23 protein-coding genes and 1 pseudogene are annotated in these 26047 nt (G+C 60.0%); 10 read left to right on the forward strand and 14 right to left on the reverse strand.

The features are described from left to right. Positions 1–8: 8 nt before the first annotated feature. Positions 9–1799, reverse strand: a complete 1791-nt coding sequence (locus AF70_RS24290; RefSeq protein WP_028940065.1) for a KinB sensor domain-containing domain — start codon at positions 1797–1799, stop codon at positions 9–11. A 10-nt stretch (positions 1800–1809) separates the two neighbouring features. Then, complete coding sequence (gene algB, locus AF70_RS24295) at positions 1810–3156, reverse strand: sigma-54-dependent response regulator transcription factor AlgB (protein ID WP_018927282.1); 1347 nt, start codon at positions 3154–3156, stop codon at positions 1810–1812. A gap of 440 nt (positions 3157–3596) precedes the next feature. On the opposite strand from algB, the gene AF70_RS24300 reads away from it, so the two are divergent. The 5 genes and pseudogenes from AF70_RS24300 to AF70_RS24320 all read left to right on the forward strand — a co-directional run bounded on the left by AF70_RS24300 (position 3597) and on the right by AF70_RS24320 (position 7650). Continuing rightward, positions 3597–3884, forward strand: coding sequence for a hypothetical protein (locus AF70_RS24300; RefSeq protein WP_028940066.1), 288 nt, complete (start codon positions 3597–3599; stop codon positions 3882–3884). A gap of 81 nt (positions 3885–3965) precedes the next feature. After that, positions 3966–4130, forward strand: coding sequence for a DUF1328 domain-containing protein (locus tag AF70_RS24305; protein WP_003177151.1), 165 nt, complete (start codon positions 3966–3968; stop codon positions 4128–4130). A gap of 66 nt (positions 4131–4196) precedes the next feature. Then, positions 4197–4301, forward strand: a pseudogene (locus AF70_RS24310) (Ivy family c-type lysozyme inhibitor); the annotation flags it as partial. A 683-nt stretch (positions 4302–4984) separates the two neighbouring features. Continuing rightward, entirely contained in the window at positions 4985–6316 is a 1332-nt protein-coding gene (gene gltP / locus AF70_RS24315) for a glutamate/aspartate:proton symporter GltP (RefSeq protein ID WP_018927284.1), read from the forward strand. A 104-nt stretch (positions 6317–6420) separates the two neighbouring features. Continuing rightward, positions 6421–7650 (forward strand): nucleoside recognition domain-containing protein, encoded by a 1230-nt coding sequence (locus tag AF70_RS24320; RefSeq protein ID WP_019580309.1) that lies wholly within the window; start codon positions 6421–6423, stop codon positions 7648–7650. 48 nt (positions 7651–7698) lie between these two features. Here the strand turns inward: AF70_RS24320 and AF70_RS24325 are convergent, their stop codons facing one another. The 9 genes from AF70_RS24325 to AF70_RS24365 all read right to left on the reverse strand — a co-directional run bounded on the left by AF70_RS24325 (position 7699) and on the right by AF70_RS24365 (position 17993). Continuing rightward, complete coding sequence (locus AF70_RS24325; RefSeq protein ID WP_019651219.1) at positions 7699–8325, reverse strand: ABC-type transport auxiliary lipoprotein family protein; 627 nt, start codon at positions 8323–8325, stop codon at positions 7699–7701. Further along, a complete protein-coding gene (locus AF70_RS24330) occupies positions 8322–9260 on the reverse strand; it encodes an MlaD family protein (RefSeq protein WP_019580311.1) in 939 nt (312 codons plus the stop codon). The genes AF70_RS24325 and AF70_RS24330 overlap by 4 nt, the downstream gene beginning before the upstream one ends. Position 9261: 1 nt before the next feature. Further along, positions 9262–10065 carry an ABC transporter ATP-binding protein gene (locus AF70_RS24335; RefSeq protein ID WP_018927288.1) on the reverse strand — a complete coding sequence of 268 codons (804 nt, stop codon included), beginning with the start codon at positions 10063–10065 and terminating at the stop codon, positions 9262–9264. After that, a complete protein-coding gene (locus AF70_RS24340) occupies positions 10062–11210 on the reverse strand; it encodes an ABC transporter permease (RefSeq protein WP_018927289.1) in 1149 nt (382 codons plus the stop codon). Before AF70_RS24340 ends, AF70_RS24335 begins: the two co-directional genes overlap by 4 nt. A gap of 53 nt (positions 11211–11263) precedes the next feature. Beyond that, entirely contained in the window at positions 11264–12292 is a 1029-nt protein-coding gene (locus AF70_RS24345; protein ID WP_028940067.1) for a DUF5924 family protein, read from the reverse strand. 241 nt (positions 12293–12533) lie between these two features. After that, on the reverse strand, positions 12534–13910 hold the full coding sequence (locus tag AF70_RS24350) for a pitrilysin family protein (protein ID WP_018927291.1): 1377 nt from the start codon (positions 13908–13910) through the stop codon (positions 12534–12536). A 55-nt stretch (positions 13911–13965) separates the two neighbouring features. Beyond that, the gene (locus AF70_RS24355; protein WP_018927292.1) at positions 13966–15624 is read right to left on the reverse strand and encodes a Na/Pi cotransporter family protein; all 1659 of its coding nucleotides are present in this window, start codon (positions 15622–15624) and stop codon (positions 13966–13968) included. A gap of 211 nt (positions 15625–15835) precedes the next feature. Then, entirely contained in the window at positions 15836–16603 is a 768-nt protein-coding gene (locus AF70_RS24360) for a TerC family protein (protein WP_018927293.1), read from the reverse strand. An 82-nt stretch (positions 16604–16685) separates the two neighbouring features. Further along, the gene (locus AF70_RS24365; RefSeq protein WP_018927294.1) at positions 16686–17993 is read right to left on the reverse strand and encodes a CitMHS family transporter; all 1308 of its coding nucleotides are present in this window, start codon (positions 17991–17993) and stop codon (positions 16686–16688) included. Positions 17994–18312: 319 nt separating this feature from the next. Between AF70_RS24365 and AF70_RS24370 the strand changes: the two genes are divergently transcribed. Beyond that, positions 18313–18714 carry a GFA family protein gene (locus AF70_RS24370; RefSeq protein ID WP_019580316.1) on the forward strand — a complete coding sequence of 134 codons (402 nt, stop codon included), beginning with the start codon at positions 18313–18315 and terminating at the stop codon, positions 18712–18714. Here AF70_RS24370 and AF70_RS24375 read toward each other — a convergent pair whose 3' ends face one another. Next, the gene (locus AF70_RS24375) at positions 18715–19041 is read right to left on the reverse strand and encodes a DOPA 4,5-dioxygenase family protein (RefSeq protein ID WP_019580317.1); all 327 of its coding nucleotides are present in this window, start codon (positions 19039–19041) and stop codon (positions 18715–18717) included. 83 nt (positions 19042–19124) lie between these two features. On the opposite strand from AF70_RS24375, the gene AF70_RS24380 reads away from it, so the two are divergent. Next, complete coding sequence (locus AF70_RS24380; RefSeq protein WP_019580318.1) at positions 19125–19790, forward strand: NAD(P)-dependent oxidoreductase; 666 nt, start codon at positions 19125–19127, stop codon at positions 19788–19790. Between the two features lie 5 nt (positions 19791–19795). Here AF70_RS24380 and AF70_RS24385 read toward each other — a convergent pair whose 3' ends face one another. Further along, positions 19796–20746, reverse strand: a complete 951-nt coding sequence (locus tag AF70_RS24385; RefSeq protein WP_028940068.1) for a LysR family transcriptional regulator — start codon at positions 20744–20746, stop codon at positions 19796–19798. Positions 20747–20860: 114 nt separating this feature from the next. Between AF70_RS24385 and betC the strand changes: the two genes are divergently transcribed. The 3 genes from betC to AF70_RS24400 all read left to right on the forward strand — a co-directional run bounded on the left by betC (position 20861) and on the right by AF70_RS24400 (position 25095). Continuing rightward, positions 20861–22375, forward strand: a complete 1515-nt coding sequence (betC, locus tag AF70_RS24390; protein WP_028940069.1) for a choline-sulfatase — start codon at positions 20861–20863, stop codon at positions 22373–22375. 16 nt (positions 22376–22391) lie between these two features. Next, positions 22392–23324, forward strand: coding sequence for a choline ABC transporter substrate-binding protein (gene choX, locus AF70_RS24395; RefSeq protein ID WP_028940070.1), 933 nt, complete (start codon positions 22392–22394; stop codon positions 23322–23324). A 202-nt stretch (positions 23325–23526) separates the two neighbouring features. Then, positions 23527–25095, forward strand: a complete 1569-nt coding sequence (locus tag AF70_RS24400) for a SulP family inorganic anion transporter (RefSeq protein ID WP_028940071.1) — start codon at positions 23527–23529, stop codon at positions 25093–25095. 128 nt (positions 25096–25223) lie between these two features. Here the strand turns inward: AF70_RS24400 and aroE are convergent, their stop codons facing one another. Beyond that, positions 25224–26045, reverse strand: coding sequence for a shikimate dehydrogenase (gene aroE / locus AF70_RS24405; RefSeq protein WP_018927301.1), 822 nt, complete (start codon positions 26043–26045; stop codon positions 25224–25226). Positions 26046–26047: the final 2 nt, after the last annotated feature.

The raw sequence follows: 26047 nt of genomic DNA on the forward strand, positions 1-26047 counted from the left end.
GTTCAGGCTTATACCGCCAGCGCCATGTAGAACTGCGAACCCTGCCCTGGCCGTGAATACACGCCCATCCGCCCACCGTGCAACTGCACGATCTCCTTGCACAGCGCCAGACCGAGCCCGGCGCCGCCCTTCTTGCGGCCGACCTGAACAAAAGGCTCGAATATCCTCCCTTGCTGGCCGTAGGCAATGCCTTCGCCGTTGTCTTCGACACTGATAATCACCCGCTCCCCATGACGTCGAGCCTGCAAACGTATCAGCCCGTCGCGGGAGGTATGGCGCAAGGCGTTGTCGATCAGGTTATCGAGCACCCGCTCCAGTTGCGCCTGATCGGCTTGCAGCCGCGGCAAAGCTCCCTGCACTTCCACCAACAGCTCAATGCCCTTCTCCTGCGCCGGGCCGGCAAAGCGTGCCTGGGCCTGCTCCAGCAAATCTTCGATGGAGCACGGCGCCAGGGTGAGTTTTTGCAGGCCGTTCTGATAGCGAGAGAAATTCAGCAGGTCGTTGATCAACTGCATCAAGCGCTGCATTTCTTCATTCACGGTGTTCAGCAAGTCGGCCTCACGGGAGTCCTCGGCAAAATGCGCCCGCTCGCGGAACAGGCCGAATGCCATGTGCATCCCGGTGACTGGCGTGCGTAACTCATGGGAAGCACGCAAGACGAACTCGCTGCGCACCCGTTCGAAGGCACGCTGCTCGGTGACGTCATGCAACACCATCACGGCGCCGAGGATATGACCCTGGGTATGGCTGACCGGCGTCAGGCTATACGTCAGCAATCGCGACTCCCCGTCAACCTCGATGCTCAGGTCGTCCGGCACTTGCTCCAAGGTGCCGCCGCGCAGCACCAGGTGCAGCTGTTCATCCAGCTCGGGACGCTCAAGTGCCGTGCCCAGCCCTTGGCCGAGACGCTCGGTGTCCCAGCCTAACTGGCGCTGAGCCACCGGATTGAGGTGCTCAAGATGACCTTGACGATCAATGATCAGCAAACCGTCGTCGATGCTATCGAGCACCGCTTGCAGACGTTGCTGGCCGGCGAGCAGTTCGTCGATATTGGTTGCCTGGTGTTCACGCAGGGCCTCGGCCATGATTCCGAAACGCCGGGTCAGCTGGTTCATTTCCACCGCGGAGGAAATCGGCAGAGTCACTTCGAAATTGCCTTGGCCGATGTTGTCAGCGGCCGCCGCCAGGGCCTCGATCGGGGCTCCGAAACGCTGGGCGATCGCATGGGCGGTAATGAACCCGATGAACAGCACCCCCACCCCGATCAACCCGAGCAGGCCGGCAATCAGCAACGCGCGGTCCCGGGCCTGGCGTTCGGTTTCACTGATGTTATCCAGCGCGCGCTTCTGTTCGGCGATCAAACCGTTGCGCAACGTGTTGAATTTTTCCGTGAGATCCCCGCCCCCAGTGAGCACCTGTGCCGTATCGCGGGAAAGATCGTAGGCCTGCAGAAAGCTCTGGTAATCAGCCTTGGCCTTTTTGAAACCGTACTGGGCGCCCTCGCTGGACGGCTCGCGAGCAATGCCTTCATCGAGCAATTCGAGGTAATGCTGTCTGGATGCCTCGAACGCCGCGGGATCAGGTTTCTCGCCGAGCATGATGATCAGTTGATCACCCAGGGTCTGACGCAGCTTCAATCCCAGATCCAGCCTGACGAAGTTGTCACGGATCAGGGCCTCCTGCGTGCCGGCCATCTGCATCACGCTGACCAGCCCGAGCAACAGCCCGAGCAGCGCCACGGTGATCAAGGCTGAAATACTCAGGAACAACCGGGTGCGCAACGTCATCGCCAGTTTCATCGGGTGCGGCTCACAAGTTGTACTGCTTGCGCTTGCGGTACAGGGTCGAGGCATCGATACCCAGGGTCTTGGCCGCCTGATCCAGGGTATCGGCGGTGGCAAGGACCGCGCCGATGTGGGCTTTCTCCAACTCATCCAGGCTCAACGCGGCGCCAATGCGTGGCGTATTGTTGGTCGGAGCTTCGGCCATGCCCAAGTGGCTGATCTCGACCCGCTCCTGCGGACAAATAATGCTCGCCCGTTCCACCACGTTGCGCAGCTCGCGGATATTGCCGGGCCAGCGGTAGCTGAGCAGCGCCTCGCGGGCCTCGTCGCTGAAACACCGGGCCGGACGCGAGTACTCCTTGACGAAGCGCGCCAGGAAACGGTCAGCCAGGTTAAGAATGTCTTCCCTGCGTTCGCGAAGCGGCGGCAGGTGCAAGGTGATAACGTTCAGCCGATAGAGCAAGTCTTCACGAAAACGACCGTCGCGGACCATGTCTTCAAGGTTGAGGTTGGTGGCCGCGAGGATTCGCACGTCGGCGCGACGGGTCACCGGGTCGCCCACACGCTCGTATTCCTTGTCCTGGATAAAACGCAGCAGCTTTGGCTGCAAGGTCAGGGGAAAATCGCCGATCTCGTCGAGAAACAACGTTCCGCCATCAGCCTGATTGACACGCCCCAAGGTGCTTTCGCTGGCACCGGTGAACGCGCCACGGCTGTGGCCGAAGAGTTCACTGTCCATCAATTCCGCTGTCAGGGACGGGCAGTTGATGGTGATGCAGGATTTCTTCTGGCGTTTGCTCCAGCCATGAATGGCCTGTGACAGCTCACCTTTACCGGTGCCGGACTCTCCGAGAATCAGAATGTTGGCGTCGGTACTGGCGACCTGGCGTGCGGTTTCAAGCACCACTTTCATCGCCGGGCTGTGGGAGTCCAGCCCCTCCTTGGGTTTACGCACTTCACCTTCGAGGGCTTCCAGACGTGCCGAGAGTTGCCGCACTTCCAGCTGTTTGGCAGTGGCCAGACGTAACTGATCGGGGCTGCAAGGTTTGACCAGATAGTCGGCGGCACCGGCCTGAATCGCATCCACGGCAGTGTCCACGGCCGAGTGAGCGGTAACGATCACTACACGCATCCAGGGCGCCTGAATCCGCATCTGGGCCAGCACATCTAGGCCGTTGTCTTCACCCAGGCGCAAATCGAGGAAGCACAGATCGAAAACCTGACGCTGCAACAAGGCTTCGGCCTGAGCGGCGCTGGTCGCGGTGGCCACGCTGTAGCCTTCGTCTTCGAGGCAATAGCGAAAGGTTCGAAGGATGGCGGATTCGTCGTCCACCAGCAGAATGCGGCCTTGATGCTCAGTGGCTGATTCCATGTTCCTACGCTCCTTTAATAGGTGTTCTTGGTTAGTCCCGGAAAAATCGGGCAAGTTGCATGATTGATTCTGGTCGATTCCAGCCACAACAGGCTATCTATCTACTCAAAGTTCATCTAATACGCTGATTTATTTGAACTTTTATTTACAGACCATTCTTTCAGCGATTGCCTGCGTCCCTTTCTGACATCTACGCCCTCCCCGCAATTCCAAAAATATTGAAAGTGCCTGCGAACTCATCGTGCATTACGCACGACTGCAAACGGATCATCGTGCAGGATGCGTCTAAAACGTTTTCTACAAACACAATAACCTTTTGATTTCTATCGTATTTATTCTTTATTAAAGCTGGCATGCAGGCTGCAATGGTCTAGGTAATCAGGGCATTTAATGAACCAGCGCCCGCCAAAGATCACTACCCGTATGGGAGGAACTTCAGGATGAATCGCCAAAGTGCCGCCCAATTGCGTCTTTCGCCACTGCATGTCCAGCAAGGCTTGTTTGCCCTGTTGGCATTGTTGATCACCCTGATTGGTGGCCAGCAGTACATGCGTTGGGAGCAGAGCGAGCAACCGGCGCCAGTGCACCTTTCGATTCCACATCCCCCCCAAACCCACTTCAGCGCCGTCAGCAGCAACCCGGCTGACAACGCCTCAATGCGAATGATGGGCGTCGACCAGGCCCGGCCTGTGGACGAGACGCCCTCCCTGGAACGTTGGGTGTTTTAAGCAAACGAACTTGGCGCGCTCAACGCGCCGGGAAAAGCACCACAAGCAACATCCTTAAATAGAAGCGTAAGGAGAATCACCATGTTGAGCTGGGCAATCACATTCCTGATCATTGCCATCATCGCTGCAGTATTGGGCTTCGGTGGTATCGCGGGCACCGCCACGGGTATCGCCAAGATTCTCTTTGTCGTATTCCTGGTGATGTTCATTGCTTCCTTCTTCTTTGGCCGTCGCGGTCGAGGTTGATATGTGTGTTTTGATTAAAGACATTGGCGGCCGCCCTGCTTCTGGGCGGCAGTGCCATGACGATCGCGGCCACCCACGCGACATGCCGACTACCGCTTACTCGGTAAACCGGACGAAGGCATGCAGAAGATGTGGATGGCGCGACTGAAGAAAGATCCACGCCGGTATTGAGTTCGAAACACGAAAGAGGCCTCACGCTTCTTTCCACTGCGCTACCCGAGGACGGTAGACGCATGACCAAGGGGTCGGGACGTTCTGACTGCTTCAGGGTCGGAGTGACCTACGGGTACAGGGAGTAGCCGCGCAAGGGCCGGGTCAGGTGAAGCTGCGACGCAAGTTCGTCGGCCTAGCGTGGCTCGACGGACTTGCGGAGAGCTTCAACGTGCAAAACGTTGATCTAGAGCATTCTGCTCATATGTTCTTGCTGCATATTCCCCGCAAAACCGTTTCGCGGTGTTTCTTCGTGACCGTATATCGAGAAAGCTCTGACTTTCATGAGAAGAAAAATCGCAGTCGAACGTAGGACATCTCCTAAATTTTCACTGGTTAAAAAAAACATCAACCGGCGCTGAAATGGCCGGTTCACGGCACTTATACCTGCCGAAATGTCGCATTCGAACCGGCTGGGACGTGGGTTTCAGTTGAAAAATCTCATGCCGATTCGGCATAGGGTAGGCGTTTACGGCATTAGACGGCGCTTCCCCGCATCGGAATAGTTGCGCCTTTTTCGCTGCCAGAGAGCTGTAAATGCTCGCTCGCGGGGACCTTATACGGGGGTTGGTGCAAGACGGCTTCGCAATTGAGCGTTGCAGTTCATGCATCGACCTGAGTCAAACGCAAGTAAGGGTAAAGATATGAAGAAGGCAAAGCTTAGCCTCGCCTGGCAGATCCTCATCGGTCTGGTTCTGGGGATAGCAATAGGTGCACTGCTCAACCACTTCAGCGCTGAAAAGGCCTGGTGGATCAGCAACGTCCTGCAACCGGCAGGCGATATCTTTATCCGTCTGATCAAGATGATCGTGATCCCGATCGTAATCTCCTCGCTGGTCGTCGGCATCGCTGGCGTTGGGGACGCGAAAAAACTCGGGCGTATCGGTCTGAAGACCATCATTTACTTCGAGATCGTCACCACCATCGCCATTCTGGTCGGTCTGGTGCTGGCCAACGTGGTCCATCCGGGCAGCGGCATCGACATGAGCACCCTGGGTACTGTGGATATTTCCAAGTACCAGGCCACTGCTGCCGAGGTTCAGCATGAACACGCGTTCATCGAAACCATCCTCAACCTGATCCCGTCGAACATCTTTGCGGCCATGATGCGCGGCGAGATGCTGCCGATCATCTTCTTCTCCGTGTTGTTCGGTCTCGGTCTGTCGAGCCTGCAATCGGACCTGCGCGAACCTCTGGTGAAGATGTTCCAGGGCGTGTCGGAAAGCATGTTCAAAGTCACCCACATGATCATGAACTACGCCCCGATCGGCGTGTTCGCACTGATCGCGGTGACCGTGGCCAACTTCGGCTTCGCCTCCCTGCTGCCACTGGCCAAGCTGGTCGTCCTGGTTTACTTCGCCGTCGCCTTCTTCGCCTTCGTGGTGCTGGGCCTGATCGCTCGCCTGTTCGGCTTCTCGGTGATCAAGCTGATGCGCATCTTCAAGGATGAGCTGGTCCTGGCCTACTCCACCGCCAGTTCCGAAACCGTGCTGCCGCGCGTGATCGAGAAAATGGAAGCCTACGGCGCGCCGAAAGCCATTTGCAGCTTCGTGGTACCGACCGGCTACTCGTTCAACCTCGACGGTTCGACCCTGTACCAAAGCATCGCGGCGATCTTCATTGCCCAGCTGTACGGCATCGACCTGTCGATCAGCCAGCAATTGCTGCTGGTGCTGACCCTGATGGTCACCTCCAAAGGCATCGCCGGCGTACCGGGCGTGTCCTTCGTGGTGTTGCTGGCCACTCTGGGCAGCGTCGGTATTCCGCTGGAAGGCCTGGCATTCATCGCCGGTGTCGACCGCATCATGGATATGGCCCGTACCGCGCTGAACGTGATCGGCAACGCCTTGGCCGTGCTGGTCATCTCGCGTTGGGAAGGCATGTACGACGACGCCAAGGGCCAGCGCTACTGGAACTCCCTGCCGCACTGGCGCAGCAAGGAAAAGCTGCCGGTTGGTGAAACCTCCAGCAACTAATGCCCGCTCCCACAAGAGCCCCCAACAAACCCCGGAGAAATCCGGGGTTTGTCGTTTCTGCCTACCCCGCTATCATTCGCCGCATCTTCCGGGGGATTTGACTGATGCTTAATGGCCTGTGGCTTGGCTTCTTCATCGTGGCAGCCGTATCGGCGCTGGCGCAGTGGCTGATCGGTGGTAACGCCGGGATCTTTGCGGCGATGGTGGAAAGTATTTTCGCCATGGCCAAATTATCGGTCGAGGTCATGGTCCTGTTGTTCGGCACCCTCACCCTCTGGCTGGGCTTTCTGCGGATCGCCGAGAAGGCCGGGATCGTCGAGTGGCTGGCGAAAGCGCTGGGGCCGCTGTTCCTGCGCCTGATGCCGGAAGTGCCGGCCGGTCATCCCGCCATCGGCCTGATCACCCTGAACTTCGCCGCCAACGGCCTGGGCCTGGACAACGCCGCCACACCGATCGGCCTCAAAGCCATGAAGGCGCTGCAAGAGCTCAACCCCAGTGCAACGATCGCCAGCAACGCGCAGATCCTCTTCCTGGTGCTCAACGCCTCCTCCCTGACCCTGCTGCCCGTGACGATCTTCATGTACCGCGCCCAGCAAGGCGCGCCCGATCCGACGCTGGTGTTCCTGCCGATCCTGCTCGCCACCAGTTGCTCAACCATCGTCGGCTTCCTGACCGTAGCGTTCATGCAACGCCTGCGCATCTGGGACCCGGTGGTGCTGGCGTACCTGATTCCCGGCGCCCTCGCCCTTGGCGGCTTCATGGCACTGCTGGCGACGCTCTCGGCGACCGCGCTGGCGAGCCTGTCATCGGTCCTCGGCAACGTGACGCTGTTCGGCTTGATCATGCTGTTTATGATCATCGGCGCATTACGCAAGGTGAAGGTCTACGAGGCATTCGTCGAAGGCGCCAAAGAAGGCTTCGACGTCGCCAAGAACCTGTTGCCGTATCTGGTGGCGATGCTCTGCGCCGTGGGTGTGCTGCGAGCATCCGGAGCGTTGGATTTCGGTCTGGACGGGATTCGTCACCTGGTGGCGTGGGCCGGTTGGGACACGCGCTTTGTCGATGCCTTACCGACCGCATTGGTCAAACCCTTTTCCGGCAGTGCCGCCCGGGCAATGCTGATCGAAACCATGAAGACCGAGGGGGTGGACAGCTTCCCGGCGCTGGTGGCGGCAACGATCCAGGGCAGTACCGAAACGACTTTCTATGTCTTGGCGGTGTACTTCGGCGCGGTGGGCATCCAGCGTGCACGGCATGCGGTGGGCTGTGCGCTGCTGGCGGAGCTTGGCGGGGTGCTGGGGGCCATCGGGGTTTGCTACTGGTTCTTCGGTTAAACGAAAACCCTGTGGGAGCGGGCAAGCCCGCTCCTTTCAGCGGTGGCTTCAGGGCCTCAGCGGCGGCACGACTTTCTGACCCTGCTCCACCGTCCAGGCCACCACCTGCGCCGTCAACTGGTCGCTGGCCTGGCCGAACCCGGCGACCACCGCCGGCACCTTCACATCGCTCAACGGCTGGCGCACTTCAAAGCGCCGACTGGCGAGGATGCGCTGGTCATACCCACGCACCAGCAATGCATCCAGCCGCACGACCACGCTCGCCGTCGTGCCCTGGTATTCGGTCTGGAACGCCTGCAGGTTGCCGCCCAGCTCCAGGTCCGCCTGCAGATTGCTGTCATCGGTGCTGAGCAACGGCACCCGACCGTCACGCTGGAAACCATCGAGCAGACGATTGCGCAGCAGCACCGGCGCCGGGTCGCTCCAGCGGGAAGCCTTGTAGCTGCTGATCAGGTCACCCTGAGGGATCACGGCGATCTTCGGGTTGTTCAAGGCTTCGCTGGTCTGTGGCTTGGCCAGCCGCAACGACCAGTGCAGCGCCGTGCTGTGATTGGCCGGTGCGCCGCTCTGGGCCGAGGGCAACCGGTAGACATCGGATGGCTCGGACTTGGGCAGAATCGAGCAGGCACTGGTCAGCGCAAAACCAACAGCCAAGGCTAACGGGATCAGCTTCATGGCGTGAACTCCTTGTTCTTGTCACTGCCCAGCAGGTAACCGCTGGGGTTGGCCTCAAGCCGCTGGGAAATGGTGCGCAGCGAGCTCAAGGTATCGCGCAACTCACGCACTGCCGGCGCCAGGCCATTGAGGCCCTGCATGCCGTTGTTGAGGGAATCCTGATTAGTGGTGAGCAATGAGTTGAGGGTCGCGCTGCTCTGTTCCAGGGACTTCATGGCTTGCTCGGCACTGCCAAACATCTGCTTGCCCTGATCGTTGAGCAGGCCGTTGGCGTTGCGCATCAGCCCTGCGGTTTGCTCGAGTGTGGCCGAGGCCTGTTTACCGATCGACGCCAGTTGCTGCATGGCCTGACCAATGTCGCCGCGCTGGTCGGCGATGGTGCTGGTGGTTTGCTCCAGATGCTCAAGGGTTTTGCTGATGCGCTCGACGTTTTCCGAAGAAAACATCTGATTGGCGTTCTGCATCAACACGTTCACACCGGTCATCAGATCGTTACTGTCGCTCATCAAACGGGCGATAGGCGAGGGTGATGCCACGATGGTCGGCAAATTGCCGCCCTTGCCCTTGAGCGTCGGACTTTGCGGTGTACCACCGCTGAGCTGAATGATCGAGGTGCCAGTGATCCCGGTCAGCGCCAGTTTGGCCTGGGTGTCTTCCTTGATCGGGGTATCGCCACCCAGGCGGATCCGCGCCAACACCCGGCGCGGATCATTCGGGTCCAGGCGCAGCGTCACTACGTCGCCGACCTTGATCCCGCTGTACTGCACGGCGCTGCCCTTGGACAAACCGCTGACCGCCTCGTTGAAGACGATTTCGTAATCCTTGAATTCGGTGTCGACGCTGGACTTGGCCAGCCACAGACCGAAGAGCAGGGCGCCTGCCACCACTATGACGGTGAACAGGCCGATCAATACGTGATGGGCTCGGGTTTCCATGTCAGACCTCGTTGAGCTGGTTAGCGGCCGTCAGCGCCGCGCGGCCGCGAGGGCCATGGAAGTATTCGTGAATCCACGCGTCGTCGGTTTCCGAAACCTTGTCGATGGCATCCGCCACCAGTACTTTCTTTTGCGCCAGCACCGCCACCCGGTCGGTGATGGTGTAGAGCGTGTCGAGGTCGTGTGTGACCAGAAACACACTCAAACCCAACGCGTCGCGCAGGGTCAGAATCAATTGATCGAACGCCGCCGCGCCAATCGGGTCGAGACCAGCGGTGGGCTCGTCGAGAAACAGAATGTCCGGGTCCAGCGCCAGCGCCCGGGCCAGGGCGGCGCGCTTGATCATGCCGCCAGACAGTGAAGCAGGGTACTTGTCGGCCGCCGACAACGGCAATCCGGCCAATGCCAGTTTCACCGCCGCCAAGTGCTCGGCATCGGTACGGCTCAGGCCGGCGTGTTCGATAAGGGGCAGGGCGACGTTCTCGGTCACTGTCAGCGAAGAGAACAGGGCGCCTTTCTGGAACAACACACCGAAGCGCCGTTCGACCAGCGAGCGCTCGTGCTCCGACAAGCTCGGCAAGTTCTTGCCGAAGACCTTCACCAGCCCTTCGCTGGGCTGGCGCAAGCCGACGATGCTGCGCAACAGCACCGATTTGCCGCTGCCGGAACCGCCGACCACCGCCAGAATTTCGCCTTTGTACAAATCCAGGTCGAGGTTCTCGTGCACGCTCTGGCGGCCGAAGCGATTGCACAGCCCACGGACTTCGATCACCGCCTCGGAAGGCGCTCGGGGTAGACGACTCACCAGCCCATCTCCATGAAAAACAATGCGGCCACGGCATCGAGGACGATCACCACGAAAATCGACTGCACCACACTCGACGTGGTGTGCGCACCGACGGACTCGGCGCTGCCGCTGACCTTGAAGCCTTCAAGACAGCCGATGGCGGCGATCAGGAACGCAAAAATCGGCGCTTTGACGATCCCCACCAGGAAGTGCTGAACGCCGATGTCCGATTGCAGCAGCGACAGGAACATCGCCGGCGATATATCCAGCGACAGCGCACACACCACGCCACCGCCGACAATCCCCGACAACATCGCCAGGAAGGTCAGCATCGGCAGCGCCACCAGCAACGCCAATACCCGCGGCACCACCAGCAACTCCATCGGGTCGAGGCCGAGGGTGCGGATCGCATCGATTTCTTCGTTGGCCTTCATCGAGCCGATCTGCGCGGTGAACGCACTGGCGGTGCGGCCGGCCATCAGGATCGCGGTGAGCAACACGCCGAATTCGCGCAAAAAAGAAAACGCCACCAGGTCCACGGTAAAAATGCTCGCGCCGAAGCTCGCCAGCACAGTCGCACCGAGAAACGCTACCACGGCGCCCACCATAAAGGTCAGCAGGGCGACGATGGGAGCGGCGTCGAGGCCAGTCTGCTCAATGTGCGCGACCATCGGCGTGAGGCGCCAGCGCTTGGGACAAAACAGCCCGCGCGCGATGGTTTGCAGGATCAGGCCGACAAAACCCAGCACCTGCAGGGCGTCCTGCCAGACCGCATCGACCGCACGGCCGATACGGGTCAGCAGTTGAATGCCGACGCTGATTTCCGGCTCTTTGATCGGCACGCAGAAATCAGTCAGCGAGCAATACACCGTCTGCAACAAGGCGCGATCGGCGGAGGAAAGGGTGCAATCAGGGTGTTCGGCGGACTTGCCCAGACGCTCGGAACCCAGCAACTCCACCAACAGCGATGCACCCGCCGTGTCCAGGGCACCGAGGCCGTTGAGGTCGATGGGGGTGTTGTTGTCGTATTGGCCACGGAGCTTTTCGCTCAGGTGGCTGAGATCGGCGTAATGAGCGAGCGTCCAGTCACCCGTGACCCGCAGCAGGGCAGGGATGTGCGAGGTATCCAGTCGGACATTGCCAGGCGTTGTGCTGCTGGTCATAAGCTCCTGCTTGTTCGGCAATTGCGCAGACCAGATTAATAGCACGAACCGCGTTACTTATCTTTGATGGGTGTGCTGTCCATGACCTTGAAGCGCAGCACGCCGATCAACTGGCCGTCTTCGGTGAGCACCCGAACTTGCCATTTACCCGCGGGATTGCCGGGGAAATTCTGCTTGTGGGTCCAGGCGCGGTAGCCTTCCTTGCGCCCGCCGTGGATATCCAGAGGGATGCGGTCGACCTCTTTACCGTTGAACATCCAGACGTGATAAATCCGCTCGTCCAGCCCCCGTGGGGCATTGATCGCGGTGTAGGCGTACAAACCGTCGCCTCGAATCTGCTCGGCGCTGACTTCTTCCAGGCTCTTGCCGGGGGTGCGGTCCTGCATTTGGGTGCTGATCGCCACATCGGTCATCCACAGGGTGGCCGGCGGAACCCAGGAACGCAGCACCCAGCCGACAGCGCCGATGCCCACGGTGATGCTGAGGATCGCCAACGCATTGCGCACGGTCCGAATCGGGAAGATCGACGCCAGACTGGGGAACGACAGCACCATGGCGATGCCCAGCGCCAGTTTGAAGCTCTGGGAGGTGGTCAGGTGCAGGATGACGGGCAGGGCGGTCAGCAGGGCGGCGAAGAGGGTCAGGGTATGCAGCGCCAGGAACGCCCAGCGGCGCGGCGCCAGCCATTTGTAGTAGAGCGGGTCGGTGATCGAGATCAACGCCGCCATGCCCAACAACCCCGTGAAAAACAGTTGGCCGCTGTTCCAGGTGGTGGTGATGAAAAAGAACGGCAGGACGAAGAACAGGCTTTCCTGATGGATCATCTGCGTCGCATAACGCAGCAGGGGCTGGGGTATTTCGCGCTTGAAGACCTTGGCGAACAACTCAGTGAGGCTGTTTTCCAGCATCAGCCAGACCCAGCTGACCAGCATGATGGTGGTGATCCAGGTCGCCAGGCCTTGCTGGCGATCCACCAAGATGAAGCTGCCGACCCCGGAAATGAAACCGCCGAGCGCGATGACCCCGGGGTAGCGCTTCATCAATTCCAGGATGCGCTGTATGTACAGGGTCAGAGTCGGCATTCGGCGGTTCACAATAGTCGTGGGAAAAATCCCCGACAGGGTACCGTCCGAGGGGGCCTGTGGCGAGGGTTCCGGTTACGTTGACCAACCCCAAAACCCTGTGGCGAGGGAGCTTGCTCCCGCTGGGTCGCGAAGCGGCCCTAAAAACCACCCATCGCGTAATTTCAAGTAGATCTCCGATACCGGTTTACGGCTGCTGCGCAGCCGAGCGGGAGCAAGCTCCCTCGCCACAGGGAAATAACTACTTTCTGCGGTGAACACGCCAACCCAATGCCCCAAGCACCATCAATCCAAATACCCCGGCAATCGCCCACATCAACTGGTCATAACTCACCAACGGCTTCTCGATCCGCAAATACCCCGGTTGCAGCAGCAACTCACGCATCGCCTGGTTCGCCTCGGCCAGCGTCACTTCTTGCAGTGCCTTGGCCGGGTTGGTGAAATGGCCGTCCTCGTAGTCCCCAAGGGCGCTCCAGTAGTAATCCGCCAGGGCGCTATTGCCTTGCACGGCCCAGGCCTGACGGGCGATGGCGGCCTGCTTGAGGCGGGCGAAGGTGGTGGCGTCGAGACCGTCCTTGAGCAAACCGGCTTTGAGCTCATCCAGCACCTGTTCAGCTGCCGGCACGTCGCCGCGTTCAAGATCGGCGTTCAGGCTCATGAAGCCCACTCCGCCAAACACCTCACGCTCGGCCGAGGGCCCATAGGACAACCCATGGACCAGGCGCAGTTGGCGATAAAGCGCCCAGTCCAGGTAGTCCTTGAGCAGATCGAACGTTTCGTCGGGCTGGTCTTCCTGCACCGGTTCCGGCACCAGCCAGTGCAACTTGGCGCCGCCACCGACAAAACCGTGGCTCAGAGTACGCTCGTGGGCCGCGCTGGCCTGGATTGTCGGCAAGGGCAGGTGATCGGCAGGCTCGACGGCTACGAGCGCGCCATACGCCCGTTCCAGATAGGCCGGCAGCAGGCGGTCGAGCTCGCCGACCACGATCAGGGTCATGTTGTTGGGCGCGTACCAGGCTTTGCGCACCTTCTCCAGTTGCTCGCGGGTCAGGTGACTGACTTCGGCGCGCTCCTGGCATTTGAGGCCCAGTTCCACCGCCAACTGATTACTGGCGGTGTGGCCCAGGTCCTGGCGATCCAGCCAGCGTTGCAGGTGCGAATAATGGCCACCGTCTTCGCGCTCGACCACCTGCTTGGCGACGTTGATAGCGTTGTCGTCGATACGGGTCTGGGTCAGCAGAGCCAACAACAGATCGAGGGCCTTACGCTGGTTTTTCGCCGGTGCTTCGATGACGAACGTGGTGTCGGCGTTGCTGGTGTAAGCGTTCCACTCACCACCCAGGGCCTGCATGCGCTCCTCCAGACCACCTTCGCCGGTGGCGTCGATGCCGCTGAACAGCAAGTGTTCGAGCAGATGCGGCAGCTCCTTGTCGGCGCAGCTGAAATCATCCAGACCCACGCCGACTACCAGCCGAATCGCCACATGCCCGCGCTCGGTGCCCGGTTTGAGGACCAATTGCAGGCCGTTGGGCAGCGTATAGCCCTCGACCTGAAAGCGATCCAGGGCAAATGAGGGCAGGGCGCCGAGCAACAGACAAGCGAATAGCAGACAGCGCATAACGAGTTTCCGTACGACAGCGTAAGTACAACAGACTTCAGGCAACTGTGGACGTTCAGGGTGAATGAGTGATGTCAGCCAAATCGTCGACCGCCAGAGCACCGGTGTCCGAAGTGCCCAACACCGCATAGGCACTGCTGCAAAACAGCGAATTGAGGCGCCTCATGTCAGCGATCAGCTCCAGATGCAGCGAACTGGTCTCGATGCTTTGCACAATCTTACGGTGCAAACGACTGACATGAGCGTGGGCCAGGCGGCGTTCCTGTGCGCGAAAGCGACGTTTCTCACGCAGTAACTGGCGAGCACTTTCCGGATCGGAACTGAGGAACACCGACAACCCCAGGCGCAGGTTGGCAATCAGCTGGCTGTGCAGGCCCGCCAATTCTTCCAGACCGACCTCGGAAAACGACCGCCGCTGCGCGGTTTTCTGCTGCTGAACCTTGCGCAGCATGCGTTCGATCAGGTCACTGGCCAGTTTCAGGTTAATCGCCAGCTCGATGGTTTCAGCCCACCGTTGGCTATCTTGTTCGCTGAGGTCTTCCCGAGGCATTTGCGCCAGATAGAGTTTGATCGCGCTGTAGAGCGCTTCGACATCATCGGTCAGGCGTCGGATTTCCTGGGTAACGGCGGTCTGTTTGCCACGCAGTACGGCGAGCATGGCTTCGAGCATGTTGTCGACCAGATCGCCGATGCGCAGGGTTTCTCGGGCGGCATTGGCCAGCGCCAGGCTGGGGGTCACCAATGCCGTCGGGTCAAGGTGCCGCGGCTTGGCCGTGCCGTTGATGTCCGGCCGCTCCGGCAGCAGCCAAGCACAGAGCCTGGCCATCAGCCCGACGCTGGGCAACAGGATCAGGCAGCGCGCGGTGTTGTAGAGCAGGTGGAAGCCGATGACCATTTCCTGAGCGCTGAAGTCGAAGCTGTCGATCCAGTGCACCAGTGGATCGAGCACCGGAATGATCAGCAGCAGACCAATCAGTTTGTACAACAGGCTGCCCAGCGCCACCTGACGGCCGGCGGCGTTCTGCATGCTGGTGCTGAGGAAGGCGAGAACGCCGCTGCCGATGTTGGCGCCGATCACCAGGCCGATGGCCACTGGCAGGCTGATCACGCTGGCACCGGCGAGGGTCGCGGTCAGCAATACGGCGGCCAGGCTGGAGTATGAAATCATCGCGAACAGTGCACCGACCAGCGCATCGAGCAAGATATCGCCGGTCAGAGAGGCAAAAATCACCTTCACTCCCTGAGCATGAGTGATCGGCGTGGCGGCCTCGACGATCAGTTGCAGCGCCAGAATGATCAGCCCCAGACCGATGCTGACCCGCCCCATCTGCCCGACCCGGGTCTGCTTGCGCGACAGAAAGAAAATCACCCCGAGGAAGATCAGCAGCGGTGACAGCCACGACAGGTCGAGGGTCAGTACCCGCGCCATCAGTGCGGTACCGACGTCGGCACCGAGCATCGTCGCCAGGGCCGGGGTCAGCGCCATCAGGCCCTGACCGACAAACGAGGTGACGAGCATGGCGGTGGCGTTGCTGCTCTGGACCATGGCGGTCACCATGATCCCGGCGATAAACGCCAGCCAGCGCCTGGCCATGTTCTGGCCGATCACATGGCGCAAGTTGGAGCCATAAACCCGCAGGATGCCGGTTCGGACGATGTGCGTGCCCCAGATCAGCAAGGCCACGGCCGATAACAAATTGAGCAGGGTGAGCATACAGGCCCCCTGTGGTGGTAGCGCCCCAGCGGGGCAAGTTAACGATGCCGCGTTCTTCTACGTTCTGTACTTAAGCTGTAGTTGGCTAACGGTCTGGACGCCAGCATCGCATAGCTAAAGAAGCGATTGAAACAAAACTGTCATGAAAACAGTTTGATGCAGACATGACAAAGGGGCCCGAAGGCCCCTTTGTCACAGCAGGGTGTTCGGGTTACTGACCCGGAACATCCTTGCGCAGTTTCACCGGCTCTTGCTGTGTGCGCTTTTTCGCAATCGCGGTGCGCATCCTGATGTTGATCGCTTCCACTGCCAGCGAGAACGCCATGGCGAAGTAGACGTAGCCTTTCGGCACATGCACATCGAAGGATTCGGCAATCAGCACGGTACCGACGATCAACAGGAAAGACAGCGCCAGCATTTTCAGCGACGGGTGCTTGTCGATGAACTCGCTGATGGTGCCGGAAGCCCACATCATCACCAGCACTGCGACGATGATTGCCGCGACCATGACCGGTACGTGGGACACCATGCCAACGGCAGTGATGACGGAGTCCAGCGAGAACACGATGTCGATGATCGCGATCTGGATAATGGTGTAGAGGAAGTTACCGCCCTTGCCACTTGGCTCGTCGCTGGTTTCATCCTCGCCTTCCAGCGCGTGATACATCTCTTGCGAGCTTTTCCACAGCAGGAACAGACCACCGAAGAACAGGATCAGGTCACGCCCGGAAATACCCTGGCCGAACACTTCGAACAGGTCCGCGGTGAGACGCATGACCCAGGTGATCGACAGCAGCAACAGAATCCGCGTGACCATGGCCAGCGCCAGGCCAAAGATCCGGGTACGCGCCTGCATGTGTTTGGGCATGCGGCTGACCAGGATCGAGATCATGATGATGTTGTCGATACCCAGGACGATCTCCAGGGCGGTCAGGGTGAAGAAGGCAACCCAGATTTCAGGGTTGGTCAGCCATTCCATGTGTATTCCTTTGAGGATGTGTTTAAACCACGAAGGGCCCAGGCTTCAAACAAAGCCTGGACCCCTCATGGCGAGTCTTGGCTTATAGCGTGCTGAACAGTGGAAATATCCCCATCAGCAAGGCCGCCACCAGTATGCACAGGCAAACCAGCACCGCCCACTTCAAGGTGAACCGCTGATGATCACCGAATTCGATACCGGCCAGGGCCACCAACAGGTAAGTCGATGGTACCAGCGGGCTCAGCAAGTGGACGGGCTGACCGACGATCGAGGCACGTGCCATTTCTACCGCGGTTATACCGTAATGACTGGCGGCTTCGGCAAGCACTGGTAACACGCCGTAATAAAATGCGTCGTTCGACATGAAGAACGTGAACGGCATACTCACCAGCGCAGTGATCACGGCCAGGTACGGGCCGAGGAAATCCGGGATGACCGCCAGCAGGCTCTTGGACATGGCGTCGACCATGCCGGTGCCTGTCAGGATACCGGTGAAGATACCCGCGGCAAAGATCAACCCGACCACCGCCAACACGCTACCGGCGTGGGCCGCCACTCGATCTTTCTGCTGTTGCAGGCAAGGATAGTTGACGATCATCGCGATACTGAACGCCACCATGAACAGCACCGGCAACGGCAGCAGGCCGGCGATCAAGGTGCCCATCAGTGCCAGGGTCAGCGCGCCGTTGAACCAGATCAGTTTTGGACGACGGGCGTCCGGGAACTGCGAAACGCTGATTTCGCTGTGGTCGATTTCATCACCGACCAGATGCAGTTCACCCAGACGCGCACGCTCGCGTTTACCGTAGACATAGGCAATCGCCAGGATCGCCACCACACCAGCCAGCATTGCCGGAATCATCGGCACGAAGATCGCGGACGGGTCCACATGCAGCGCACTGGCCGCACGAGCGGTCGGACCGCCCCAAGGGGTCATGTTCATCACGCCACCGGCGAGGATAATCAGACCGGCCATGATCCGCGGGCTCATGCCGATGCGGCTGTAGAGCGGCAGCATAGCGGCCACGCAGATCATATAAGTGGTGGCGCCATCACCGTCCATGGACACGATCAGCGCCAGCACGGCGGTACCGACCGACACTTTCAACGGGTCGCCCTTGACCAGTTTGAGGATCTTGCGCACGGCCGGGTCAAACAGGCCGGAGTCGATCATCAGGGCGAAGTAGAGGATGGCGAACATCAGCATCACGCCGGTCGGCGCAAGCTTGGTGATGCCTTCGAGCATCATCGGGCCGATCTTCGGCGAGAAACCGCCGAACAGGGCGAAGATGATCGGGATAATAATCAGGGCGATCAGCGCGGACAGGCGCTTGGTCATGATCAGGAACATGAACGTGATGACCATGGCAAAGCCAAGGAAAGTCAGCATAGGAATACTCCAGGCGTAGCGCGGCTAGGGAATGGGCGAACCGATGAGGTCAGCGCAGAACGGAAAGCACGAAACGTACGGGCGGAGGTGCAGCGAAGAGGCGGATAGGAGCGGACATCAGAATCACCATTGTTGTTGTTAAATGGGCCGGGCGGGCAATGAAACACTCGCGTTGGCCAACCGGTCTGTTGCCGGCAGTGAGGCGATCCTAATCGGGGAAGCTTTCAGCCAGCTTTCGCGGATGAAAGCATTGACCGAATGTACGACCGGTCGTCGGCCGGGTTGAAAGTCAGCAAACACGGGCTCAGGAGGAAAAAACATGGGCGAACTTCACACTGGCGGCTGCCACTGCGGGCAAATCCGCTATCAATTCAGCGGGCCGTTGCAGGATATCGCCCACTGCCATTGCTCGATTTGCCGGCGGGTCAGCGGCGGGATCGTGACCACCTGGATCACCGTGCCTGCCTCGGCATTTGCCTGGGTCGCGGGTACGCCATCCCGGTATGGCTCATCATCCACTTGCACGCGGTATTTCTGCCCCAACTGCGGGGCGCAATTGGCGCTGGTGACAACGCTCAGTCCCGAAAGCATCGACGTGACCATCGCCACCCTCGACCACCCTGAGCAGGCGCCGGCCGAGCGGCATATCTGGACGGACAGTCGGTTGCCCTGGCTGCATCTGGACGAACATTTGCCTGGCGAGGCCGAAGAACAACTCTGATCAGAAAACAGACAGGTCCAGCGGCCGGATTGCCCCCATCCAGATCGCGTGTTCAGTGTGGTCGAGCAGATCGTTGCCGGTCTCCGGGTGCAGGAACACCACCAACCCCTTGCGATTGAGCGCCAGCCACGGCAATACCTCGCCAAGGTATTGCGGCTCGAAGGCCAATTGGCAGCTCCAGTCCGGGTGCGGGCCGACCAGGCGTTCGTGCACGCGGCCCATCTTCAGCGGAAACAATTGCGCGGCCTGCTCGCACAAGGCCCGGGCCTGCGGGAGGGTGTTGGCGTCAAAATAGACATGGGCGTGGTAGCCCTTGATCTGTTGCATCTGAAACCTCTTTATACCTAGTCGAACCCACACCGTTCCCTGCAGGTCTCACGCTATATAGGCAGGACGTTCGGAGCACAGCCATGAAAAATGCCGAAACCCCGGTAGTGAAGGTAGTGCTTTATGGTGCCATGAGTAGCCTTGGCAGTGCGCTGATGGCGGAAATGCTGCGGCGCCAACATGAAGTGATCGCGATTCTCGATGACCTGACGGCACTCGCGCCACGCCCCGGATTGCGCACCAAGTCCGGCAATCTGTTCGATGCCAAGCGGGTCAAGCAAAGCGTGGCCGGCTGTTCGGCGGTGATCTGCCTGCTGGATGCGCCGGGGTTGCCGATGAACAGCGAACACATCGAAAAATCCATCGTACCTGGCCCGGTCGAGCAGGTGCTGGCAGTGGATGCACTGATTGACGGCATGCAGGCCGCGGGTATCGCGCGGTTGTTTGTGGTGGGTGATTTCGAGGTGCTGGACGATCCGGAGATAGAAGACGAACTGCAACGCCACGCCGCAGAAGAAATCCGCGAGGCACTGCAAAGCAGCCCATTGCACTGGACCCTGGTGAATGCCCCACGCGGCGTACCAGGACTGTCCATCGAGCATTTCAGTCACGTCAGTACGAGCCTGGAACCTGGCCTGGCCGAACCGCTGGAACGGCTGAACCGAGTTGCCGTCGGGATTGCCGACGAGTTATGGCTGAATTTGCATGTCGGTCAGCATGTGAATTTTGTCGCGACTTCGGAACCGTAAAGCCCTCATACCGCAATCGATGGCAAAGGAAGGCCATTAAGCGATTGCGCACTGCTGGCCTGTTCCGCCATCAACCAATCCACAAATGTTTGAATCAACGCCCCACGCCGTTTGCGCTGGGGCAGGACCACGTAATAACCCAGCCTCGAAATCACCGTCTCGACAATCGGCCGACACAACAAACCTTGCGCCAGCAAGTTATCCACAAGGTGCCGCCAACCGATCGCAACGCCCTGGCCGCCAATCGCCGCTTGAATCAGCAAGGTGTAATTGTCGAAGCGCAGTTGCCCCGGCGCTGGCGCCGACGTGATCCCCAGTTCGCGAAACACGCCGCTCCAGTCGAACCAGTTGCTGCTGTGTTCGCCTCGCAGGTGCAGCAGCGGAAACTCCAGCAATGACTGAGCCGGCAAGGGCAGGGGACGATCCTTCAAGAGCAGCGGGCTGCACACCGGAAACACTTCTTCACTGAACAACCAATGGCTCTCGCCTTGCTTGAACCGGCCATCGCCGAACAGCACCGCCACATCGATATCAGTGCGCAGCATGTTGTGGCTGCGCTCACTGGTAACCAGGCTGACGTCCACTTGAGGATGGGCGGTATGGAAGCGGTGCAGCCGTGGCATCAGCCAGTACGCGGCGAAGGCGAAGTCGGTGGCCACCTGCAACACTTCGTGTTGCTGCTGTGCACTGATCGCGCTCAATCCGGCGTCGATATTCTGTAAACCGAGCTGAACTTGATCAAACAGAATCGCGCCAGCCTCGGTCAGTTCGATACCGCGATAAATGCGGTCAAACAATCGTGTAGCGAGCTGCTCCTCCAATCGTTTGATCTGCTGACTGATGGCCGGTTGCGTGGTGCCGAGCTCCACTGCAGCAGCAGTAAAGCTGCGTTGGCGGGCCGCGGCCTCAAAGACACGCAGCAGGTCCAGAGACAAATCACCGAGAGCTTCATACATAAGCTGTGCTTATCCTAGTCATTGCCTGGCGTGGGCTTTACCACAAATTCCATGGATTGCATGCTCGACCACAGCACTCTCGCATAAATATCCACTATGGAATGCCGCGATCACATGAAGCGCAAAAATATTCTTTTCATCATGGCCGATCAAATGGCCGCGCCAATGTTGCCGTTCTACGGCCCTTCGCCCATCAAACTGCCGAATCTGAGCCGCCTCGCCGCCGAAGGTGTGGTGTTCGACGCCGCGTACTGCAACAGCCCGCTCTGTGCACCGTCACGTTTCACCCTGGTCAGCGGTCAGTTGCCGAGCAAGATCGGCGCTTACGACAACGCGGCCGATTTCCCCGCCGACGTTCCGACCTATGCCCACTACCTGCGGCGCCTCGGTTATCGCACCGCGCTGTCGGGCAAGATGCACTTCTGCGGCCCGGACCAGTTGCACGGCTATGAAGAACGCCTGACCAGTGATATCTACCCGGCCGACTACGGTTGGGCGGTGAACTGGGACGAGCCGGACGTGCGGCCGACCTGGTACCACAACATGTCGTCGGTGCTGCAAGCCGGGCCCTGCGTGCGCACCAATCAGCTGGATTTCGACGAAGAGGTGGTGTTCAAGGCCCAGCAATACCTGTTCGATCACATCCGCGAGGATGGCGATCAGCCGTTCTGCCTGACCGTGTCGATGACGCACCCACACGACCCGTACACGATTCCCAAGGCGTTCTGGGATCTGTACGACGACGCCGACATCCCTTTGCCGGAAACACCCGCACAGGACGAACTCGATCCTCACTCCCAGCGCCTGCTCAAAGTCTATGACCTGTGGGACAAGCCGCTGCCTGTGGATAAAATTCGCGACGCGCGCCGTGCCTACTTTGGTGCGTGCAGCTATATCGACAGTAACGTCGGCAAACTCCTGCAAACACTCGAGGAAACCGGGCTGATCGATGACACCATCATCGTGTTCTCCGGTGACCACGGCGACATGCTCGGCGAGCGCGGCCTCTGGTACAAGATGCACTGGTACGAAATGGCCGCCCGCGTACCGCTGCTGATCAGCGCGCCGGGGCAATTCGGCGCCGGACGGGTCAGCGCAGCGGTATCCACCGCCGACCTGCTGCCGACCTTTGTGGAATTGGCCGGCGGCTCATTGGAGCCAGGCCTGCCGCTGGACGGCCGCTCGCTGGTTCCGCACCTGCAAGGGCAGGGCGGTCACGACGAGGTGTACGGTGAATACATGGCCGAAGGCACCATCAGCCCGTTGATGATGATTCGTCGCGGCGCCTACAAATTCATCTACAGCGAAGACGACCCTTGCCTGCTCTTCGATGTGCATAACGACCCGCGTGAACAGGAAGAACTCAGCCATTCGCCGCAACATCGTCAGCTGTTCGAGGATTTTCTCGCCGAAGCACGGGCTAAATGGAATATCCCGGCGATCCACCAACAGGTGCTCGCCAGTCAGCGGCGCCGGCGTTTCGTCGCCGGCGCCCTGACCATCGGCAAGCTGAAGAGCTGGGATCACCAGCCGCTGGTGGACGCCAGTCAGCAGTACATGCGCAACCACATCGACCTCGACGATCTGGAGCGTAAAGCCCGTTATCCACAACCCTGCCAAAACCAATAATGTTAAGGGGACGTCCATGCAAAAGTTATCCACAGTACTGACAGTCGGGCTTCTGGCTCTGGGCAGCGCCTCGGCGTACGCCGAGCAAAGCTGCGAAACGGTGAAGATGGCCGACCCCGGCTGGAGCGACATCGCCGCCACCAACGCCATCACCGGGTTTCTGCTGGACGGCATGGGCTACAAGGCCAAGGTCGACACGCTGGCGGTGCCGATCACCTTTGGCGGTCTGAAGGATGGCCAGGTGGACGTCTTCCTCGGCAACTGGATGCCGGCGCAGCAAGGCTTCTACGACAAGTTCGTGGCCAACGGCGATGTCACACAACTGGCGAAGAACCTCGACGGCACCGAGTTCACCCTGGCGGTCCCGGATTACGTCTGGGACGCGGGTGTGCATAACTTTAACGACTTGAACAAGTACGCCGAGCTACATCCAAAAGAAGTCGACAAGAAGATCTATGGCATCGGCTCAGGCGCCCCGGCGAACATTTCGCTGCAAGAAATCATCAAGAAGAATGACTACGACATGGGTCAGTGGAAACTGATCGAGTCCAGCGAGCAAGCAATGCTGGCCGAAGTGTCCCGCGCGGTGAAGAAACAGAAGTTCGTGACCTTCCTCGGCTGGACGCCACACCCGATGAACGTGCAGTTGAAAATGCATTATCTGAAGGGCGGCGAGAAGTACTTCGGTGACACCGGTAGCGTTTATACACTGACCCGCAAAGGTTATGCACAGGCCTGCCCGAACGTCGGCAAACTGCTCACCAACCTGAGTTTTACCCAGGAAATGGAGAACAGCATCATGGCCGAGGTGGTGAACAAAAAAGTCAGCAACGCCGACGCGGCCAAGGCGTGGATCAAGGCCAACCCGGTGGTGCTGGATAAATGGCTGGAGGGCGTGAAGACCGTGGATGGCAAGGATGCTCTGCCAGCGGTCAAAGCCAAGTTGTAAGGTTTCCCTGTGGCGAGGGAGCTTGCTCCCGCTGGAGGGCGTAGCACTCCCATTTCGGCAAACTCGGTTTATCAGCCTCACCGAGTTGTCCGGATTTGCGACTGCTGCGCAGCCGAGCGGGAGCAAACTCCCTCGCCACAATGATCTGCCCACTACGAGCCAATGCTTTACCCTGACGATTTACCCCGTACCGAGAGGACCCATGGCCTTCCCCAGCCGCCATTCACTCTTTCCCTTCCTGACCTGGTTGCCCCGGCAAACCCGCGCCAGCGTTGGTCGTGACCTGATCGTCGGCCTGAGCGGCGCGATTCTCGCGTTGCCACAATCGATTGCCTACGCCCTGATCGCCGGCCTCCCACCGGAATATGGCCTGTACGCCGCCATCATCCCGGTGCTGATTGCCTGCCTCTGGGGTTCGTCGTGGCATTTGATCTGCGGCCCTACGGCGGCCATTTCCATCGTCCTGTACGCCAGCGTCAGTCCTCTGGCCGTCCCTGCATCGCAAGACTACGTCACGCTGATCCTGCTTCTGACTTTCCTTGCGGGCATTTTCCAGTGGTTGCTGGGTTTGCTGCGGTTCGGCGCCCTGGTGAATTTCGTCTCTCACTCGGTGGTGCTGGGCTTCACCCTCGGCGCGGCGGTGGTGATTGCCATCGGGCAGCTGCCGAACCTGCTGGGGCTGGATGTGCCCAACCAGGCCACGGCGCTCAACAGCTTGATGATGCTGCTCAATCATCTGGGCGAAGTGGACAAACCCTCGCTGCTGCTGGGCCTGGCCACGGTCGCGGTTGGCATCGTGCTGAAACTGCTGGTGCCGCGCTGGCCGACGCTGTTGATCGCGCTGGCCCTGAGCGGATTGCTGGTGTGGCTGTGGCCAGCGATGTTCGGTCATGTGAAGCTGGTCAGCGCGTTTGTCGGGCGGCTGCCGCCCTTCAGCCCGCTGCCGCTGGATCTGGACCTGATATTGCGCCTGCTGCCCAGTGCGGTGGCGGTCGGCATGCTCGGGCTGGTGACGAGCCTGTCGATTGCCCGCTCCCTGTCGGCCCGCTCGCAACAGTTGCTCGATGCCAATCAGGAAGTTCGCGCCCAGGGTTTCTCGAACATGGTTGGGGCGTTTTTTTCCGGCTCGCTGTCCGCCGGTTCCTTCACTCGCTCGGGCCTGAGCTACGATGCCGGAGCCTGTTCACCGCTGGCCGGGGTTTTTTCGGCGCTGTGGGTGGCGCTGTTCGCGATCTTCGGTGCGGCATTGATTGCGCATATCCCGATTCCGGCCATGGCTGGCAGCATCCTTTTGATCGCTTGGGGATTGGTGGATCATCGCGGCATTCGTGCGTTGTTGCGGGTCAGCCATGCCGAATTCCTGGTCATGACGCTGACCTGTGTCGCCACCCTGTTGCTGGAGTTGCAGACGGCGATCTACGCCGGGGTGTTGGCGTCACTGTTCTTCTACCTCAAACGCACCTCACAGCCACGGGTGCAGCACTGGCGTGATGGCGACGAAGACATTCTGAGGGTCGGCGGTTCGATCTTTTTCGGCGCCAGCCATTACCTGCAAGTGCGCCTGCAACGGATGCAAGGCCCACGGGTGGTGATCGAGGCGCAGCAGATCAACTTCATCGACTACTCGGGCGTGGAAATGCTGCACCAGGAAGCACGACGGCTGCTGCGTCAGGATCGCAGCCTGACCCTGCGGCAGGCACGGCCCCAAGTGGTGGAGGAATTGAGGAAGCTGGAAGGGCCGGAGAAATGCCCGATCCGGTTTGAGGACTAAACGCCCAACCCTGGGATAAACACCGACCTGTGGCGAGGGGGCTTGCCCCCGTTCGGCCGCGCAGCGGTCGTGGCAGCTTTGGGACGGCTTCGCCGTCCAACGGGGGCAAGCCCCCTCGCCACAAAAAACTATAGTGCCAGTTGCCGGCGAAGTTCGGCCAACACCGGCGCCGTATCCGGGCGCACACCGCGCCACAGATAGAAAGCTTCCGCCGCCTGCTCGGCCAACATGCCCAAGCCATCCATCGACACACCAGCCCCATGTTCACTGGCCCAACGGCAGAACGAGGTTGGGTCCTTGCCGTACATCATGTCGTAGCAAACCGTCTTGCCCGGTTCGATCAAACTGCCGGCAATCGGCGGTACATCGCCGGACAAACTGGCGGATGTGGCGTTGATGATCAGGTCCACCGGCTCGCGCAGCCAGTCGAAACCGCTGGCCGACACCGGCCCCAGATCGGCAAACAATTGCGCCAGCAATTCGGCTTTTTCCACGGTGCGGTTGGCAATGATCACCGACGCCGGTTGCTCCGCCAGCAGCGGCTCCAGCGCGCCGCGCACCGCGCCACCGGCCCCCAGCAGCAGGATGCGTTTGCCCGCGAGGCTGAATCCGGCGTTGACCGTCAGGTCCCGTACCAACCCGGCGCCATCGGTGTTGTCGCCCAGCAGACTGCCATCGGCCAGTTTGCTCAGGGTATTCACCGCGCCGGCCCGCTGCGCCCGCTGGGTCAAGCTGTTCGCCAGGCGATAGGCATCTTCCTTGAACGGCACTGTCACATTCGCCCCACGGCCTTCGCGGAAAAATTCCAACGCACAGCCGGAAAAGTCGTCGAGAGGTGCCAGCAAGGTGCTGTAGTCCAGTTTCTGCCCGGTCTGCTCGGCGAACAGACGGTGGATCAGCGGCGACTTGCTGTGGCCGATCGGGTTACCGAATACGACATAACGGTCCATCA

The organism is Pseudomonas sp. KD5, assembly GCF_012932895.1.
In the GTDB taxonomy this organism is placed as follows: Bacteria; Pseudomonadota; Gammaproteobacteria; order Pseudomonadales; family Pseudomonadaceae; genus Aquipseudomonas.